Source organism: Shimia sp. R9_1 (genome assembly GCF_017743775.1).
In the GTDB taxonomy this organism is placed as follows: domain Bacteria; phylum Pseudomonadota; class Alphaproteobacteria; order Rhodobacterales; family Rhodobacteraceae; genus Shimia.
The window spans coordinates 19,690-34,105 of record NZ_JAGHRN010000007.1; the positions used below are offsets into that span (position 1 = coordinate 19,690).

Annotated in this window: 13 protein-coding genes; 6 read left to right on the forward strand and 7 right to left on the reverse strand. The window is 56.5% G+C overall.

Features of this window, described 5'->3' with window-relative positions; genetic code table 11:
- Position 1 precedes the first annotated feature (1 nt).
- Positions 2-868 (reverse strand): hypothetical protein, encoded by an 867-nt coding sequence (locus J7399_RS18415; RefSeq protein WP_209088649.1) that lies wholly within the window; start codon positions 866-868, stop codon positions 2-4.
- 182 nt (positions 869-1,050) lie between these two features.
- Complete coding sequence (locus J7399_RS18420) at positions 1,051-1,269, reverse strand: hypothetical protein (RefSeq protein WP_209088652.1); 219 nt, start codon at positions 1,267-1,269, stop codon at positions 1,051-1,053.
- A 477-nt stretch (positions 1,270-1,746) separates the two neighbouring features.
- On the opposite strand from J7399_RS18420, the gene J7399_RS18425 reads away from it, so the two are divergent.
- The 4 genes from J7399_RS18425 (at position 1,747) to J7399_RS18440 (ending at position 7,181) form a co-directional block, all read left to right on the forward strand.
- A complete protein-coding gene (locus J7399_RS18425) occupies positions 1,747-3,354 on the forward strand; it encodes an ABC transporter substrate-binding protein (protein ID WP_209088655.1) in 1,608 nt (535 codons plus the stop codon).
- Positions 3,355-3,494: 140 nt separating this feature from the next.
- Positions 3,495-4,451, forward strand: a complete 957-nt coding sequence (locus J7399_RS18430; RefSeq protein ID WP_209080243.1) for an ABC transporter permease — start codon at positions 3,495-3,497, stop codon at positions 4,449-4,451.
- A gap of 10 nt (positions 4,452-4,461) precedes the next feature.
- Positions 4,462-5,523: an ABC transporter permease gene (locus J7399_RS18435; RefSeq protein WP_209080245.1), complete on the forward strand. Its 1,062-nt coding sequence runs from the start codon at positions 4,462-4,464 to the stop codon at positions 5,521-5,523.
- A 5-nt stretch (positions 5,524-5,528) separates the two neighbouring features.
- Complete coding sequence (locus J7399_RS18440) at positions 5,529-7,181, forward strand: ABC transporter ATP-binding protein (protein WP_209080247.1); 1,653 nt, start codon at positions 5,529-5,531, stop codon at positions 7,179-7,181.
- A 109-nt stretch (positions 7,182-7,290) separates the two neighbouring features.
- Here J7399_RS18440 and J7399_RS21135 read toward each other — a convergent pair whose 3' ends face one another.
- From J7399_RS21135 to eutB, 5 genes are all read right to left on the reverse strand, one after another.
- Positions 7,291-7,413 carry a hypothetical protein gene (locus J7399_RS21135; RefSeq protein ID WP_280637754.1) on the reverse strand — a complete coding sequence of 41 codons (123 nt, stop codon included), beginning with the start codon at positions 7,411-7,413 and terminating at the stop codon, positions 7,291-7,293.
- A 291-nt stretch (positions 7,414-7,704) separates the two neighbouring features.
- Positions 7,705-9,078 (reverse strand): aspartate aminotransferase family protein, encoded by a 1,374-nt coding sequence (locus tag J7399_RS18445; RefSeq protein WP_209088658.1) that lies wholly within the window; start codon positions 9,076-9,078, stop codon positions 7,705-7,707.
- 241 nt (positions 9,079-9,319) lie between these two features.
- Complete coding sequence (locus tag J7399_RS18450) at positions 9,320-9,808, reverse strand: Lrp/AsnC family transcriptional regulator (RefSeq protein WP_209080251.1); 489 nt, start codon at positions 9,806-9,808, stop codon at positions 9,320-9,322.
- A gap of 4 nt (positions 9,809-9,812) precedes the next feature.
- On the reverse strand, positions 9,813-10,799 hold the full coding sequence (locus J7399_RS18455; protein ID WP_209088661.1) for a cyclodeaminase: 987 nt from the start codon (positions 10,797-10,799) through the stop codon (positions 9,813-9,815).
- The gene (gene eutB, locus J7399_RS18460; protein WP_247742970.1) at positions 10,789-11,805 is read right to left on the reverse strand and encodes a hydroxyectoine utilization dehydratase EutB; all 1,017 of its coding nucleotides are present in this window, start codon (positions 11,803-11,805) and stop codon (positions 10,789-10,791) included. Before eutB ends, J7399_RS18455 begins: the two co-directional genes overlap by 11 nt.
- A 245-nt stretch (positions 11,806-12,050) precedes the next feature.
- Between eutB and J7399_RS18465 the strand changes: the two genes are divergently transcribed.
- The gene (locus J7399_RS18465) at positions 12,051-13,235 is read left to right on the forward strand and encodes a M24 family metallopeptidase (RefSeq protein WP_209088664.1); all 1,185 of its coding nucleotides are present in this window, start codon (positions 12,051-12,053) and stop codon (positions 13,233-13,235) included.
- A 2-nt stretch (positions 13,236-13,237) separates the two neighbouring features.
- Positions 13,238-14,395 (forward strand): acetylornithine deacetylase, encoded by a 1,158-nt coding sequence (argE, locus tag J7399_RS18470; RefSeq protein ID WP_209088667.1) that lies wholly within the window; start codon positions 13,238-13,240, stop codon positions 14,393-14,395.
- Positions 14,396-14,416: the final 21 nt, after the last annotated feature.

Sequence of the window (14,416 nt, forward strand, 5' to 3'; positions counted from 1 at the left end):
ATCAAACGTAACTTTCGTTTTGGTTCGGCGCTGATTGTTGTTTGCAAACAGCGCCGAACTTCAATTCCAAAGGATGCTGACTGGTTTTGGAATCTGCAATGTTGTGAACATCCTCCCAACTGCGTATCTCAAAGCGGTTGCGAAGCTGTTTTGAGCCAAGCCGCATTTCAAAACGCCAAACTTGGCTGGCGTCGCGATCTTTCAAGTCCAAAGTTGGTCTGTTCTGCGCCTCAAGGGCCGCATTCCAGATGGACAGCCACCCCATTTTGTTTTGCTGAATGATCTCTGCGCGTTTGTCGTAAATCGCAAGCTGGCGGTTGGCGACGGCCCCCGCACGCAGGCCAATCACGCGCGCACCGCTGGAAACTGTCGCTGTCTCAGCCACGCCAGTATATTCGGTCACTTTGGTGCCCGGTGGCACAACCAAGGCCTCTCTGTCTGGTTCAAACCACGGGGCGAGGTAGTCAACCGCAAAATCCGCTCGGGCAACGCGGAGCTGTGTTTCCACGTAAGGTATGCCAAAGGCAGACATGCAGTCCCTAAAGTGTCTCTCCGCGCCCTCTAAGCCGCCTGTCGCAAGCCCAAAGGCCCGAAAGTCTACGGTGATACCGGGATTGTTGGGAATGCGGTCCTCTGGGTCTTGAAAGAGCCAGACAGCGCCATGATCGCCTGTATGGGCGGTAAAGCCGCGTGCGCCTTTATTGGTGACGTTGAGGGTGATGTCTCCAAACTCCAAGACGCAGTCGCTAAGGGTCTCTTTGGCATGGGCTTTGGCAGAAAACAGCTCTTCGCGGAAGCTGGCTGGAATGTCTGTGGTCAGAGTGAACTTCAACCCATCAAATCCAGAATGCAGGATCACCCCGTCCATTTACGCTCTCTTTCGTTTTCGTATTCGTGGAGGGGGGTGTTACAAGACCCCCCTCTTTCGCGGCCTATCGCGCCGCAGTTGGTTTTGAGATGTAGGGAAAAGAAACGGGGGCCTTATGGCCCCCTTTTGTGCCTCCGGCGGGGCAGCATGTGTTTTGGGGCCGGGCATGGCCCGGCGCTGGGTCACTTTGCAGTCAGTTGACGGCCAATCCAGATTTCGGCGCGTTCTGCGCATTTAGCCAGATTGAGCAGGTCGGAATGATGGAAACTGTTGGTGTTGCGCCATTTGCCGGTGTCGGATTTGTAGCTGCGGGACAGATCAACAGAATAGAACCCGTCATTCTGCCAGACGGTGGCCGTGATCAGGCCGATTTTGAACTTATGTGCAGGCTGGTTTGCCATGGGGGGTGTCTTTCAATTGGAATGTGGTTTGAGCGGGGACACCACTTCATGCTGGCGCAAAGGATTTTGCGCACTTTCTACAGACATTTTGCTTCGGGACTGACCGGGATCTCGAGCTTGGGATTCGACGCTTATCGTCATGAGAAGAGAGCGGAGTCCCAATATCGCCGTCTATCTGTGGCGGGGTTTGAAGGTCGAAAATCGGCCGGTCGTTCGGCTGAGTCTTTTAAGTTAAGTAACGGTCGACTCATCTATGGCTCGCTCGATCAGAGATTGCAGGGATGTCGCAAATAGACCGCTTGCTTATGGGTCCCCTCTCACAGACTCGCTAGAACATTGCATTATATGTCATTTTCTGACTTAAAGATGTTGTGAGGGCTTGGAGGGGGTGTCGCTTTTGAACAATTCGCTGCAGGCTGGTTGGGTTTACGCTGAGGAACCCAACTCTGAAAAATCAAAAATCGACAGGGAGTCATTATGACAAAAAAAGACCAACAGCTTCTCAACCGACTGGCCGACGCAGCCCGCAAGGGCGGTATCTCGCGCCGGAGTTTTATGCATTATTCGTTGGCCGCAGGGATGACGGCGACCGGCGCCACGGGCTTGTGGACCACTCAAGCGGCCGCTGCGCCTCAAAAAGGCGGCACCTTCCGTTGGGGTATTCACGACGGCAACACCGGCGACACACATGATCCGGGCACGTACTTGACCAGGACGATGATTTTCCTGGCGCACACGCACCGCTCCTATCTGACGATGATCAACGGCGACGGCTCTCTGGGGGGCGATCTCGCAACCAGCTGGGAAGGCAGTGCAGAAGCGTCGCAATGGACCTTCAAGCTGAATGAAAATGCCAGCTTCCATAGTGGCAAAAAGCTGACGGCAACCGATGTGATTGCGTCGCTCAACCACCACCGGGGCGAGGATTCCACATCTGCTGCCAAAGCGCTTTTGGCGGATGTCACCGACGTTTCCGCTGATGGCGACTACACCGTTGTTGTGAAGCTGTCCGGCGGCAATGCTGACTTCCCGTGGCTGATGACAGACTATCACCTCGCCATCTGCCCAGCTAATGACGACGGAACCATTGATTGGAAATCCGGCGATGGCTCTGGCCCTTACAAGATCGATTCAGGCGAGTTCGGCGTTCAGTTCAGCCTCAGTCGCCATGATGGCTGGCACGGTGAAGGGGCCTACTTTGATGCGGTGGAAATCATCACATTGAACGATCCGAACGCCCGTCAGACCGCTTTGGTGACAGGCGATGTGGACGCGGTTTCGCTGATCGAGCTGAAAACTATGGCGCTGATGAGCCGCAACCCGAATGTGACCGTGCACAACATTCCATCTGCGGGTGCGATCACCATGCCGATGCTCACCGACATTGCGCCGTTTGACAATGTGGATGTGCGCAACGCCCTGAAACTGGCCATCGACCGCGACGAAATCATCGAGAAGATCGCCTTTGGCGCGGCCACCAAGGGCAATGACTTCCACCATTCGCCTGCGCAGCCCTATTGGCCTGAGGACATCCCGCAGCGCGAGTATGATCCGGATCAGGCCAAGTCCTTGTTGAAGAAGGCTGGTCATGAAGGGTTGGAAATCAGCATCAGCGTGGCAGACAGCGTCTACGCAGGTGCGGTGGATATGTGCGTGCTTTATGCAGAGCAAGCTAAGAAGGCTGGCATCAACATGAAGGTCGTGCGTGAGCCCAACGATGGCTATTATTCCGATGTTTGGCTGAAGAAGCCCTTCTGCGCCGTGTCTTGGGGTGCCCGCCCGACACCGGACGTGATGTACACGCTGGCATACAAAGACGACGCGGCCTGGAACGAAAGCCGCTGGCAGAACGCAGATTTCAACAAACTTCTGCTGCAAGCAAAGGCCGAGCTGGACGACACTCGCCGTGGGGAAATGTATCGCGACATGGCCATGTTGGCGCGCAATGACGGGGGCACGGTCATCCCCTTCTTCAACAACTTCGTCTATGCGAACCGCTCCAATGTTGGCACGCCGGAGGCTTTGGCGGCGAGCTGGGAGTGCGATGGCGCCCGCGCCGCGAGCCGTTGGTGGTTTACCGGCTGATAAAGCCTTCACAAAGAACGTGGAGCCCGGATGGACCGGGCTTCGCATCTCTGAGCCGTCAGACACAATAAGATGGCCAAAGGCCAAAAAGGCCGCTTCCGGCAGGTCGGACCCGTCGGAACATCAACAGGAGGGAGTCCATGGGGGACATTTCCAAACTCATAGCCAAGCGTCTTGGGCTTGGCTTGATCACGCTTGTTGTGATCTCCGCCATCATCTTTTTTATGGTTTTGCTGCTGCCCGGCGATCCGGCACAGGCCGTTCTTGGGCAAGGTGCTACCGAAGAAAACCTTGCGGCCCTGCGCGAGCAAATGGGGCTGAACACACATCCGGTTGTCCGGTATTTTGAATGGCTTGGCGGGGCGGTTACGGGCAATTTTGGAAACTCCATCGTCTCCGGAGATCCTGTCATGGATCTTATCTCTGACCGCTTTGTGAACACCCTATTTCTAGCAGCTTATGCGGCGGTGATTGCGGTGCCTTTCGCGATCACGCTGGGCATCATTGTGGCCTTGCTGCGCAACACGCTGTTTGACCGTGTGGCCAATGTGCTGACCCTGACGTCCATTTCCAGCCCAGAGTTTTTTCTTGGCTATATCCTAATTCTGTATCTGTCGGTGAAATCCAACATGTTCCCCGCCATTGCGAGTTTGAATGACGGCATGACCTTTAGCGAACTGTTGCACCGCACTTTCCTTCCTGCTTTGACTTTGGTGCTTGTGGTCACGGCGCATATGATGCGCATGACGCGTGCGGCAATCATCAGCCTTCTCGCCTCGCCTTACATCGAAATGGCCCGTCTCAAGGGCGCACCTCCGTGGAAAGTCGTTGTCAGGCACGCCTTGCCGAATGCCTGGGCCCCGATCATCAATGTTGTGGCGCTCAATCTGGCCTATCTGATCACAGGGGTAGTGCTGGTTGAGGTGGTGTTTGTGTATCCTGGAATCGGCCAGGCGTTGGTCGATGCCGTGTCCAAACGCGATTTCCCTGTGGTGCAAGCCATCTGCCTGATTTTCGCAGCTACATTTATCCTGCTTAATCTCGCGGCCGATGTCGGCTCCATCCTGACCAACCCGCGCCTGCGGCATCCGAAGTGAGGACAGACACATGAACGTATTTGTAATCTCATACTTCGCGATCCTGATCATCGCTTCCTGCCTCGCGGCCTTTTACGGTAAGCGCAGCATTTTCCTGACGCTCTTCACGCTCACACTGGTCAGCTTTGTTGTTGGTATCGTGGGCGGCGCGGGCGCGCTACGTGCCATCTCCATGGGCGCCATAATTCTGGCCTTCGCCGCCGGGGTCTCCTACTGCTTCCGTGAGTTCCTGGTGATCATCTCTCCAGCCAATGTGTCAAAAGAGCTGAAGACCGCGCCGCTGACTGCCGCGTTTGGTATGTTCATCATTTTCACCTACGCAATCGCGGGCATCTTTGCGCCTTGGATTGCGCCTTATGGAGAGTCTGAGGTCATATCTTCAGCTTTTGCGCCAGCCGATGAAAACATGCTGTTGGGCGCAGATCAGCTGGGCCGTGATATGTTTAGCCGCATCATCTTTGGCGCGCGCAACACTGTCGGCCTCGCGCTTACGGCAACGGCGGCGGCCTTCTTTATGGGGGCGACGGCAGGTCTGATCGCAGCCACACGAGGTGGCTGGATTGATCAGGCTTTGGGGCGCTTTGCGGATGTTATCATGGCGATCCCGTCGCTGATCTTCGCGCTGCTGATGCTGTCGATTTTCGGTCCGCATGTCTTTGTGATTATTGTGGCTGTGGCCATCATCTACGCGCCGCGTGTATTCCGCCTTACACGTGCGGTGGCTGGCAACGTCGTGGTTATGGACTATATCGAAGCTGCGAACCTGCGTGGCGAGAAGAACGCTTATCTCATTCGCAAGGAGATCCTGCCCAATGTCACTGCTCCGTTGGTGGCGGAGTTTGGTCTTGAGTTCTGCTTTGTGTTCCTGCTGGTCGCTGGCCTCAGCTTCCTGGGGCTGGGCATTCAACCTCCTACCGCTGACTGGGGCTCCATGGTGCGTGAAAACGCGACGCTGATTTCTTTCGGAGAAATCACACCCTTGATCCCGGCGGGGGCCATTGCGTTGCTGACGGTCGCCGTGAACTTTGTTGTCGACTGGATGCTGTTCCGGTCCTCCGGTCTGAAGGAGTGATAGAAATGTCCGCAGAAAACAAACAAGTCCTTCTGGACATCAAAGACCTTAAAATCGAGGGCTATACCGGTGAGGAATGGGTGCCCATCATCAAGGGGGTAGACCTCAAGCTACACCGTGGTGAGGTGATGGGCTTGATCGGGGAATCTGGCGCCGGCAAATCCACCATAGGCGCGGCCGCGATGGGGTTTTCCCGGGATGGCACGCGGATTTCCGGCGGCTCAATCGAGTTTGACGGTATGGAGCTGACCACAGCCACAGAAGGCGAGAAACGTGCCTTGCGTGGGGCCCGGATCGCCTATGTTGCGCAATCGGCGGCCGCGAGTTTCAACCCGGCACATAAGATCATCGATCAGCACACCGAAGCCCCGCTGCACTACCGCATCCAGAAACGACTGGAGGCGCAAGAGGACGCCACTGAGCTTTATCGGCGGCTGCGTCTCCCGAATCCGGAAGAGATTGGGTTCCGCTATCCGCATCAGGTGTCCGGTGGGCAGCTGCAACGTGCCATGACGGCGATGGCCATGGCATGCCGTCCGGATTTGATCATCTTTGACGAGCCAACGACGGCGCTGGACGTGACCACACAGATTGAGGTTTTGGCCGCGATCCGCGATATCGTGGATCAGTTCAACACGGCGGCGATTTACATCACCCATGACCTTGCCGTGGTGGCGCAGATGGCTGACACCATCAAAGTGCTGCTCAAGGGTGAAGAGGTGGAACAAGCACCAACCGAAGAGATGCTCGACAATCCTCAAGAGGATTATACGAAGTCACTTTGGGCGGTGCGCAGTTTCCAACGGCCTCAGAAAGATCGGCCCAAGGACGCCACTCCGGTTGTGTCCGTGCGTGGGGTGGATGCGGCCTATTCCGGCGGGCCCAAGATCCTCAATGATGTCTCTTTTGACATACACAAAGGCATGACCGTTGCTGTTGTTGGTGAATCCGGGTCAGGCAAATCGACCACTGCGCGAGTGATCACTGGCCTGCTGCCACCGTCCAAAGGTGAGGTTTTATTCAACGGAGAGGTCTTGCCGCCGAACTTCCGAAATCGCTCCAAAGACCAGCTGCGCCAGGCGCAGATGATCTACCAAATGGCGGACACAGCGCTTAATCCCAAGGTGCGTATCAGCGAGATTATCGGGCGTCCGGCGCAATTCTATTCCGGATTGTCTGGGGCAGCGCTCAAATCGCGCGTTGACGAATTGCTGGATTTGATCGAGCTGGAGCCGTCCAAATATTATAACCGCTATCCGCCGGAGCTCTCAGGTGGTCAAAAGCAACGGATTGGTATTGCTCGCGCATTGGCGGCGGAACCCAGTTTCATCATTTGTGACGAAGTGACTTCGGCGTTGGACCAATTGGTTGCAGAGGGTATTTTGCGTCTGCTGGACCGGCTCCAGAAGGAGCTCGATCTGGCCTATATGTTCATCACGCATGACCTTGCCACCGTACGCTCCATCGCAGATGAGGTGGTTGTGATGCAAAAAGGGAGGGTCGTGGAGCAGGGGCCGAAAAATGAGATGTTCACGCCACCGCACCATCCCTACACTGACTTGCTCCTGAGTTCAGTGCCGGAAATGGATCCAAACTGGCTAACTACACTGCTGGAGGAACGCGGGGTCGACAACGTCGGAGAGTCCGCTGGTCTTTGACACCATCAGATACAAAGGTTCAAGCCGCCTGGAGAGGTCTCGGGCGGTTTTTTATTCAATATGAAAGTGTTGCGCGCAGGGCTTTCAGCGGCGTATTGCCGACCATTGATCAGACGACGGCCATACCCGTGAGAACCAATGTGCCCAACAAAATGCCATAAAGTAGGATCACAGCCGGAAATGTACCCGCACGCGTGCGGTTATCGCGAATGACTTCATCACGTGTCAGCATGGCCAAATCCTCGTACCAGCTTTGGGCTTGATCTGTTCAGAAAGGTGAGGTTTTCAAAATTTCTGCCTCAAGCGGCACGTAGGGGATGCGCTTGAGTCTTGCAAGTGCAAAGGTTCGCTTTTTTGATTGAATTTGAGAGATTCCGCTGAGCGGCGATTGCAGGGCTTGCGTACATCGCAGCCGCGGTGGGTTTGCTTTGAGAACACGCTCCGCAGCCTGACTAAGGCCCAATAGGTAAGCGGCGAGCAGGCAGGACCAACAAAACGCGGCCCTGACCTCGTATTTACCGGCTTACCCCAGAACAGCTTTCACAGCGGCAACCGTTCCTGACACGATGTCATCCGCCTCTTCACGGCTCAGACAGAAGGGTGGCGCAAAGCCAAGGATATCGCCTTGCGGCATGGCGCGAGCGATGATTTTTGAATGCTCAAGCAGCGCCGCCGAGATTTGCGGCCCGATCTTGTCGCTTGCATCAAAGAAAGTGCGGCTGTCTTTGTCCTTCACAAGCTCAACGGCGCAGAGCATGCCTTCGCCACGCACATCGCCCACATGGGCGTGATCCGCCAGCGCAGCTGCCATGGTTTGGTTCAGATATGCACCAACTTCACCGGCGTTTTGCACGAGGTTCAACTGATCAATGAGCTTTAGGTTGGCAACGCCTGCTGCGGCGCCAATCGGGTGCGCTGAATAGGTCCAGCCATGGCCGATGGGGCCGTTTTCATCTGTGCCTTGCTCCAGAACTTGCCAGACCCTGTCGGACACGATGGAGCCAGAGAGCGGCGCATAAGCCGAGGTCAGCCCTTTGGCGATGGTGATGATGTCCGGCTCCATGCCGTAGTGATCGGAGCCAAACATAGTGCCAAGACGGCCAAAGCCCGTGACAACCTCATCCGCGACCAGCAGGATGTCGTGTTTCTTCAGCACGGCCTGAATCGCTGCCCAATAACCTGCTGGCGGGGGTACAATGCCGCCGGTGCCCAAGACCGGTTCGCCAATGAAAGCGGCGATGGTGTCGGCACCTTCACGTTCGATCAGCGCTTCCAGTTCGGCCGCGCAATGGGCGACAAACTGCGCTTCTGTCTGATCCAGGTTGTCGCGGCGATAGTAGTATGGCGCTTCGGTGTGGACCACCTGCTCAACCGGCAGATCAAATTTCTTGTGGAACAGTTCAAGCCCAGTTAGCGATCCGGTTACCAGCCCCGAGCCGTGGTAGCCGCGCCAGCGCGAAATGATCTTCTTCTTTTCGGGACGGCCAAGGATGTTGTTATAGTACCAGATCAGCTTGACGTTGGTCTCGTTTGCATCTGAGCCGCCAAGGCCGAAATAGACTTTGGACATGTTTTTCGGTGCGCGGTCTAGGATCATCTTAGACAGCGTGATCGAGGCTTCTGTGCCGTGACCTACGTAGGAGTGATAATAGGCAAGCTCCTTGGCCTGCGCGCCAATCGCCTCGGCTATCTCCTGACGGCCATAGCCAACATTCACGCAATACAGCCCTGCAAAAGCATCCAGCAGCTTGGTGCCGTCTCTATCCTCGATAAATACCCCACTGGCGGTCTTGATCACCCGGCTGGGGCTTTCGCCGCGCGCATGCTGCGCCAAATGTGTCGATGGGTGAAAAAAATTGTCGCGATCCCATTGGTCGAGTTGGTCGTTTCTTAGCATCTGTACTCCTTTCTTAGCCGTGTTGGATCACGCCCAATCACGGCAGGCATATTTGATCGCGGAGTGCCCTATGATGCTGAGCCTCGCGCCTTCGTAGCTTGGGCCGGGCGCATGCCTTGCCCGCGATGTGCGTCGGCGTACAAGGCGCTGTTTCTAAAGCCGAAAACCCTTTCGTATCGCGGGAGAAGGTGGCGGGTTCTTTCAGAGGATGTGACCAAATTTTGTGATTTGAGCAGATGAATCAGCTATCAGCATTGTCGCCAAGCAGCGCATTCAGAGGTGGTCCGGCTTTTCCCTTAACTGGCTTGGTCACAATATAGGTGAAATAGCGGGACAGGCCGATACGGGCCTCCAGCATCTCGTCAATCAGCCGTTGGTAGGCCTCGATGTCGCGGGTCACAATCTGCATCAGGTAGTCGAACCCGCCGCCAAGCGCCCAGCAAGCGGTGACTTCATCATAACGCTGCATGGCCGCCTCAAAGGTGCGGAAACTGGCGGCGGTATGATCTGCGATCTCGATGGAAACAAATACTGTTACATGCGGGGTCAGTTTTTTAAGGTTGATCCGTGCGCCATAGCCTTCGATCAGCCCGGCACTTTCCAGTTTTTTCAGTCGTTCCCAGCAGGGCGTGGGCGACAGACCGATCCTTTCGGCCAGCGCTGCTTTGGTAATTCGCCCTTCTTGAGAAAGAACAGACAGTATCTGGATATCGCGATCGTCGAGTTTCATCCGTCTATGCCTGAATAACGGTTCCGGCAGCGCCGAAGTATTTGCGGACATGGGTTGCGATTGCTGTGTCCTGCGCACCGGTGCCGGTGAGATCGCAGATGGTAATGCTTTCAGGCGAGGCGCGGCCCGGTTTAGCGCCTGTGATGACCTCTCCAAGTTCCGTGGGCGTGCCTTTGTTCCAGAGCCCGGCAGCCTTGGCCGCTTCCAGCTCGCCGGAAACTTCACATTGGCTGGCGCTGTCACAAACATATGCATCTGCGGCGACCAAAGCGGCGGGATCAATCTCGTTCTTGCCGGTCTGGTCTGAGCCCATGGCCGTGATGTGCAGTCCCGGATGTAACCATTTGGCTTTCAGCACCGGCTCGCGCGCGGGCGTGGTGGTGACCACCAGCTGAGATTGAGCGACAACCTCGGCGGCGTCCGGCATCGCCTCCGCCTCAATCCCCAGCGCCTTGGTCAGATCAGCGGCACAACTGGCGGCTTTCTCCGGGTCACGGCCATGTACCAAAACCCGTTTGAACGGGCGCACGAGATGGGCGGCGATCATTTGCAGGCGGGCCTGCACCCCTGTGCCAATCACTCCGGCGGTGACCACATCATCTGGAGCCAAGTGCCGTGCGGCTACAGCACCCGCTGCCGCGGTCCGCACATCGGTCAGATACCCATTGTCCAGAAAGAGGCTTTCCACCAGGCCGGTCTGCGCCGAGAACAGGATCATCAACCCATTAAGGCTTGGCAATCCCAGTTTGGGATTGTCAAAAAAACCGGGGCTAACCTTGATGGCAAAGCCGTCAAAGCCCTGAATATAAGCGGTTTTTACATCAACCTCACCATTGGTCTCGGGCAGGTCCATAGATAGGATCGGGGGCATCACCACCTTGCCGGAGGCCAGCGCCGCAAAAGCCTTTTCCACCACATCCACAGCGGTAAGGTCGAGTTTAACGGCCGCTCTCAGCTCTGCTTCGGTGACGACTTGAATGTCATGCGCCATAGGTTTTGCCTTTCATTGCTAGATCCCCGATCATCACATCCTGACCTGTCATGAGTTTGGCAAAGGTTTGCATGTCAAGATTGCGCCCTGTAATTACCGTACCCACGGGCCCGTCCGGCTTGGGCAGCTTGCCCGCAAGCATAGCCGCTTGGCCCACAACTGATGCGCCCTCAGCCACCATGCGATCCTCAAAGAACATGACCTGCATCGCGTGCAGGATTTCATCTTCAGTCACCAGAATCGTGTCATCCAGGAGATCGCGGCAGATAGGGTAGGATAGTTTGTTTTTTAGCCCAATGCCGCCGCCAAGGCTGTCTGCCAGCGAGGCAAATTCGGGCACTTCGACCGGTTCGCGCGCATGGATGGACGCATGCATGGCCGCGCCGCGCTCCATGCTGATGCCGATCACGGAGATATCGGGTTTGATCGCTTTGGCCGCCGTGACAATACCCGCGGCCAACCCGCCGCCCGATAGTGGCACAAGCAACATCTCCAAATCGGGCCGCGCCGCCAGCATTTCCAAGCCGATGGTGCCCTGACCGCTGATCACGTGGGGATCATCAAACGGGGAAATCTCCACCAGCCCTTCAGCCGAGCACAGGCGTTGGCTTTCCTGCATGGCTTCGTCTTGCGAGGTGCCGATGATCCGCACATCTGCGCCAAGCGCCTTGATCCCGTCAATCTTGGCCTGCGGCACCAGCCCGGACATACAGATCACCGCCTTCATACCCCGCAGGTTGGCCGCAAAACTCACCCCGCGCCCGTGATTGCCTGTTGAGCAACAGGTTACACCCTGCACCTCGTCAGGCAGAGCCATCACCGCCGACATCGCACCGCGCAGCTTAAAGGCGCCAACGGGCTGCATGGTTTCCATCTTCATCAAGAAGTCATGGCCCGCCACAGTCGTCATGTAAGGGGAGGGGATCAAAGGTGTATTGTCTGCCACGCCGCGAATGCGGTTCTGCGCATCCATAATGTGGTGAAGCTCAAGGGGCATTCCAGTCATCTGAGTTTGTCGCCTTCCTTGCTTGCCATGCTGACAAGCCGCAACCAGATTGATCGGGGTTCGCTCTGGGTGCCACAATTTGTGTACAACCCTATAGTAAGATTGCTTTGGCTAGCCCGTGAAAACGACATTCGAGCGCCGCTTTTTGCAATTAAGTTCCCTTTTTTTACGATTAGTTTGACTGTGAGGGGCGCAGTTTGATCATTGTTGTGCACAACTGCTATATTTTCATTCATGAGGTTGCAATGCCAGCAGACCACGTACCGTTCAGCCAAGCCGAATACGAACGCCGCATTGCCAAGACGCGAAGAGCAATGGAAAAAGCAGGACTGGACCTGCTGTTTATCACGGATCCGTCAAACCAAGCTTGGCTGACTGGCTATGACGGCTGGTCTTTTTATGTCCACCAAGGTGTGCTTCTGGGGCTTGAAGGCGAGCCGATCTGGTGGGGGCGCTATATGGATGCTTTGGGCGGGCGACGGACCTGTTGGATGTCCCACGACAACATTCACGGATACGCGGACAATTATGTGCAATCCACCGAGCGTCACCCGATGCAGGATCTTGCCAGCCACATCCGTGCACTTGGCATGGAAACCGCCCGGATCGGGGTGGAGATGGAGAACTACTACTATTCCGCCAAGGCCCATGGGGTACTGGTTGAGGAGTTACCGAACGCCAAGCTAATGGACGCAACCGCCATGGTGAACTGGCAGCGGCTGATCAAATCCGAGGAGGAAATCGCCTTCATCCGCAAAGCAGCGCGCATCTCCGAAAAGGTGATGCATACCGCCCTTGATCGCGCCGCGCCGGGCGTGCGCAAGAACGATCTGGTGGCCGACATTTTCCATGCTGGGATCTCGGGTGTCGACGACGATTGGGGCGATTATCCCGCGATAGTGCCTCTGACCCCCTCAGGTCTGGATGCAACCGCCGCCCATCTCACGTGGAACGGCGCCCCGATGCGTGAGGACGAAGCAACCTTCTTCGAACTGTCAGGCTGCTATCGCCGCTATCACGCGCCCCTGTGCCGGACGATCTATCTCGGCAAGCCGCCTGACGAGATGCGCGCCGCGGAACAAGCCCAGATCGAAGGCATCGCCGCCGGATTGGAGGCAGCGCGCGCGGGCAATCGAACTTGCGACATTGCCAGGGCGTTCCTTGATGTGCTGGCAAGGCATGGTATTTCGCGTGAGGGACGCATGGGCTATCCAATCGGGCTGAGCTATCCGCCGGATTGGGGTGAGCGCACGGCGTCGATCCGCATGGAGGACCAGACCGTTCTTAAGCCGGGCATGGTGTTCCACTTTATGCCCGCGCTCTGGATGGAGAGCTGGGGATTGGAGACAACCGAAACCATTTTGATCACCGAAAACGGGCCGGCCGAAGCCCTGTGCAATATGGATCGAAAACTCTTTGTGAAGGACTGACTATGAGCACACTTGCAGACACAAAGACCCTGCTTGCGGAGCTGATTGGTTTCCCCACTGTGTCGTCAGACAGCAATCTGCACATGATCCGGCATTTGGCTGAGCGGTTGTCTCATTGTGGGGCGGAGATTGAAGTCTGGCATGACGAGACCGGGACCAAGGCCAATCTGTTTGCCACGCTAGGTCCCAAACTTGATGGCGGCATCGTGTTGTCAGGGCACTGCGACGTGGTGCCGGTGGCCGATCAGGACTGGACATCTGACCCCTTCAGGATGGAAGAACGCGACGGCAAATGGTTTGGACGCGGAGCTTGCGACATGAAAGGGTTCATTGCTGCGGCAGTCGCCATGGCGTCGCATTATGCGGCGCTAGACCTACAGCGCCCGGTGCATTTCGCCTTTACCTATGACGAGGAAATCGGCTGTTTTGGTGCCCGCGCATTGGCCGAAACCCTGCGCGAAAAGGGCCTCAAACCGGCGGTGGCGATCATCGGAGAGCCAACCTCAATGCGGATCATTGAAGGTCACAAGGGGTGCTATGAATACACCACGCATTTCACCGGCCTTGAGGGGCATGGCTCTGGTCCCGACCGAGGTGTGAACGCGGTGGAATATGCTGTGCGGTATGTTTCGAAATTGCTTGAGCTAAAAGAAGATTTGCAGAGCCGTGCCCCCGAGGGTAGCCGGTTTGAGCCGCCGTGGACGACCATCAACACTGGTGCCTTGGTGGGCGGCGTGGCGCACAATGTGATCCCCGGCAAAGCTCGGGTGGAGTGGGAGATGCGGCCGGTACAAAAATCCGATGCTGACTATGTGAAGGGGGCGCTACACCAATTCTGCGCTCATATGCTCATCCCCGCGATGCAGCTCGTGCATCCAGATGCCGAGATCAAGACCGAGGTTATTGGCGAAGTTGATGGGCTGACCCCTATGGAGGAGAGCGAAGCCCGCGATCTGGTGATGGAGTTGACGGGTGCAAATGGCGCTGATGTCATGCCTTTTGGGACCGAGGCTGGCATTTTTCAGGGGCTTGGTATGTCCGTTGTGGTCTGTGGCCCCGGATCGATCGATCAGGCGCACAAGCCGGATGAGTATGTGTCTGTTGATCAGGTGAAGCAGTGCCTGGGCATGCTCGAACGCCTCGCGTCTAAGCTGGTCTGACCTGTTCTGGTAAGAGATGTA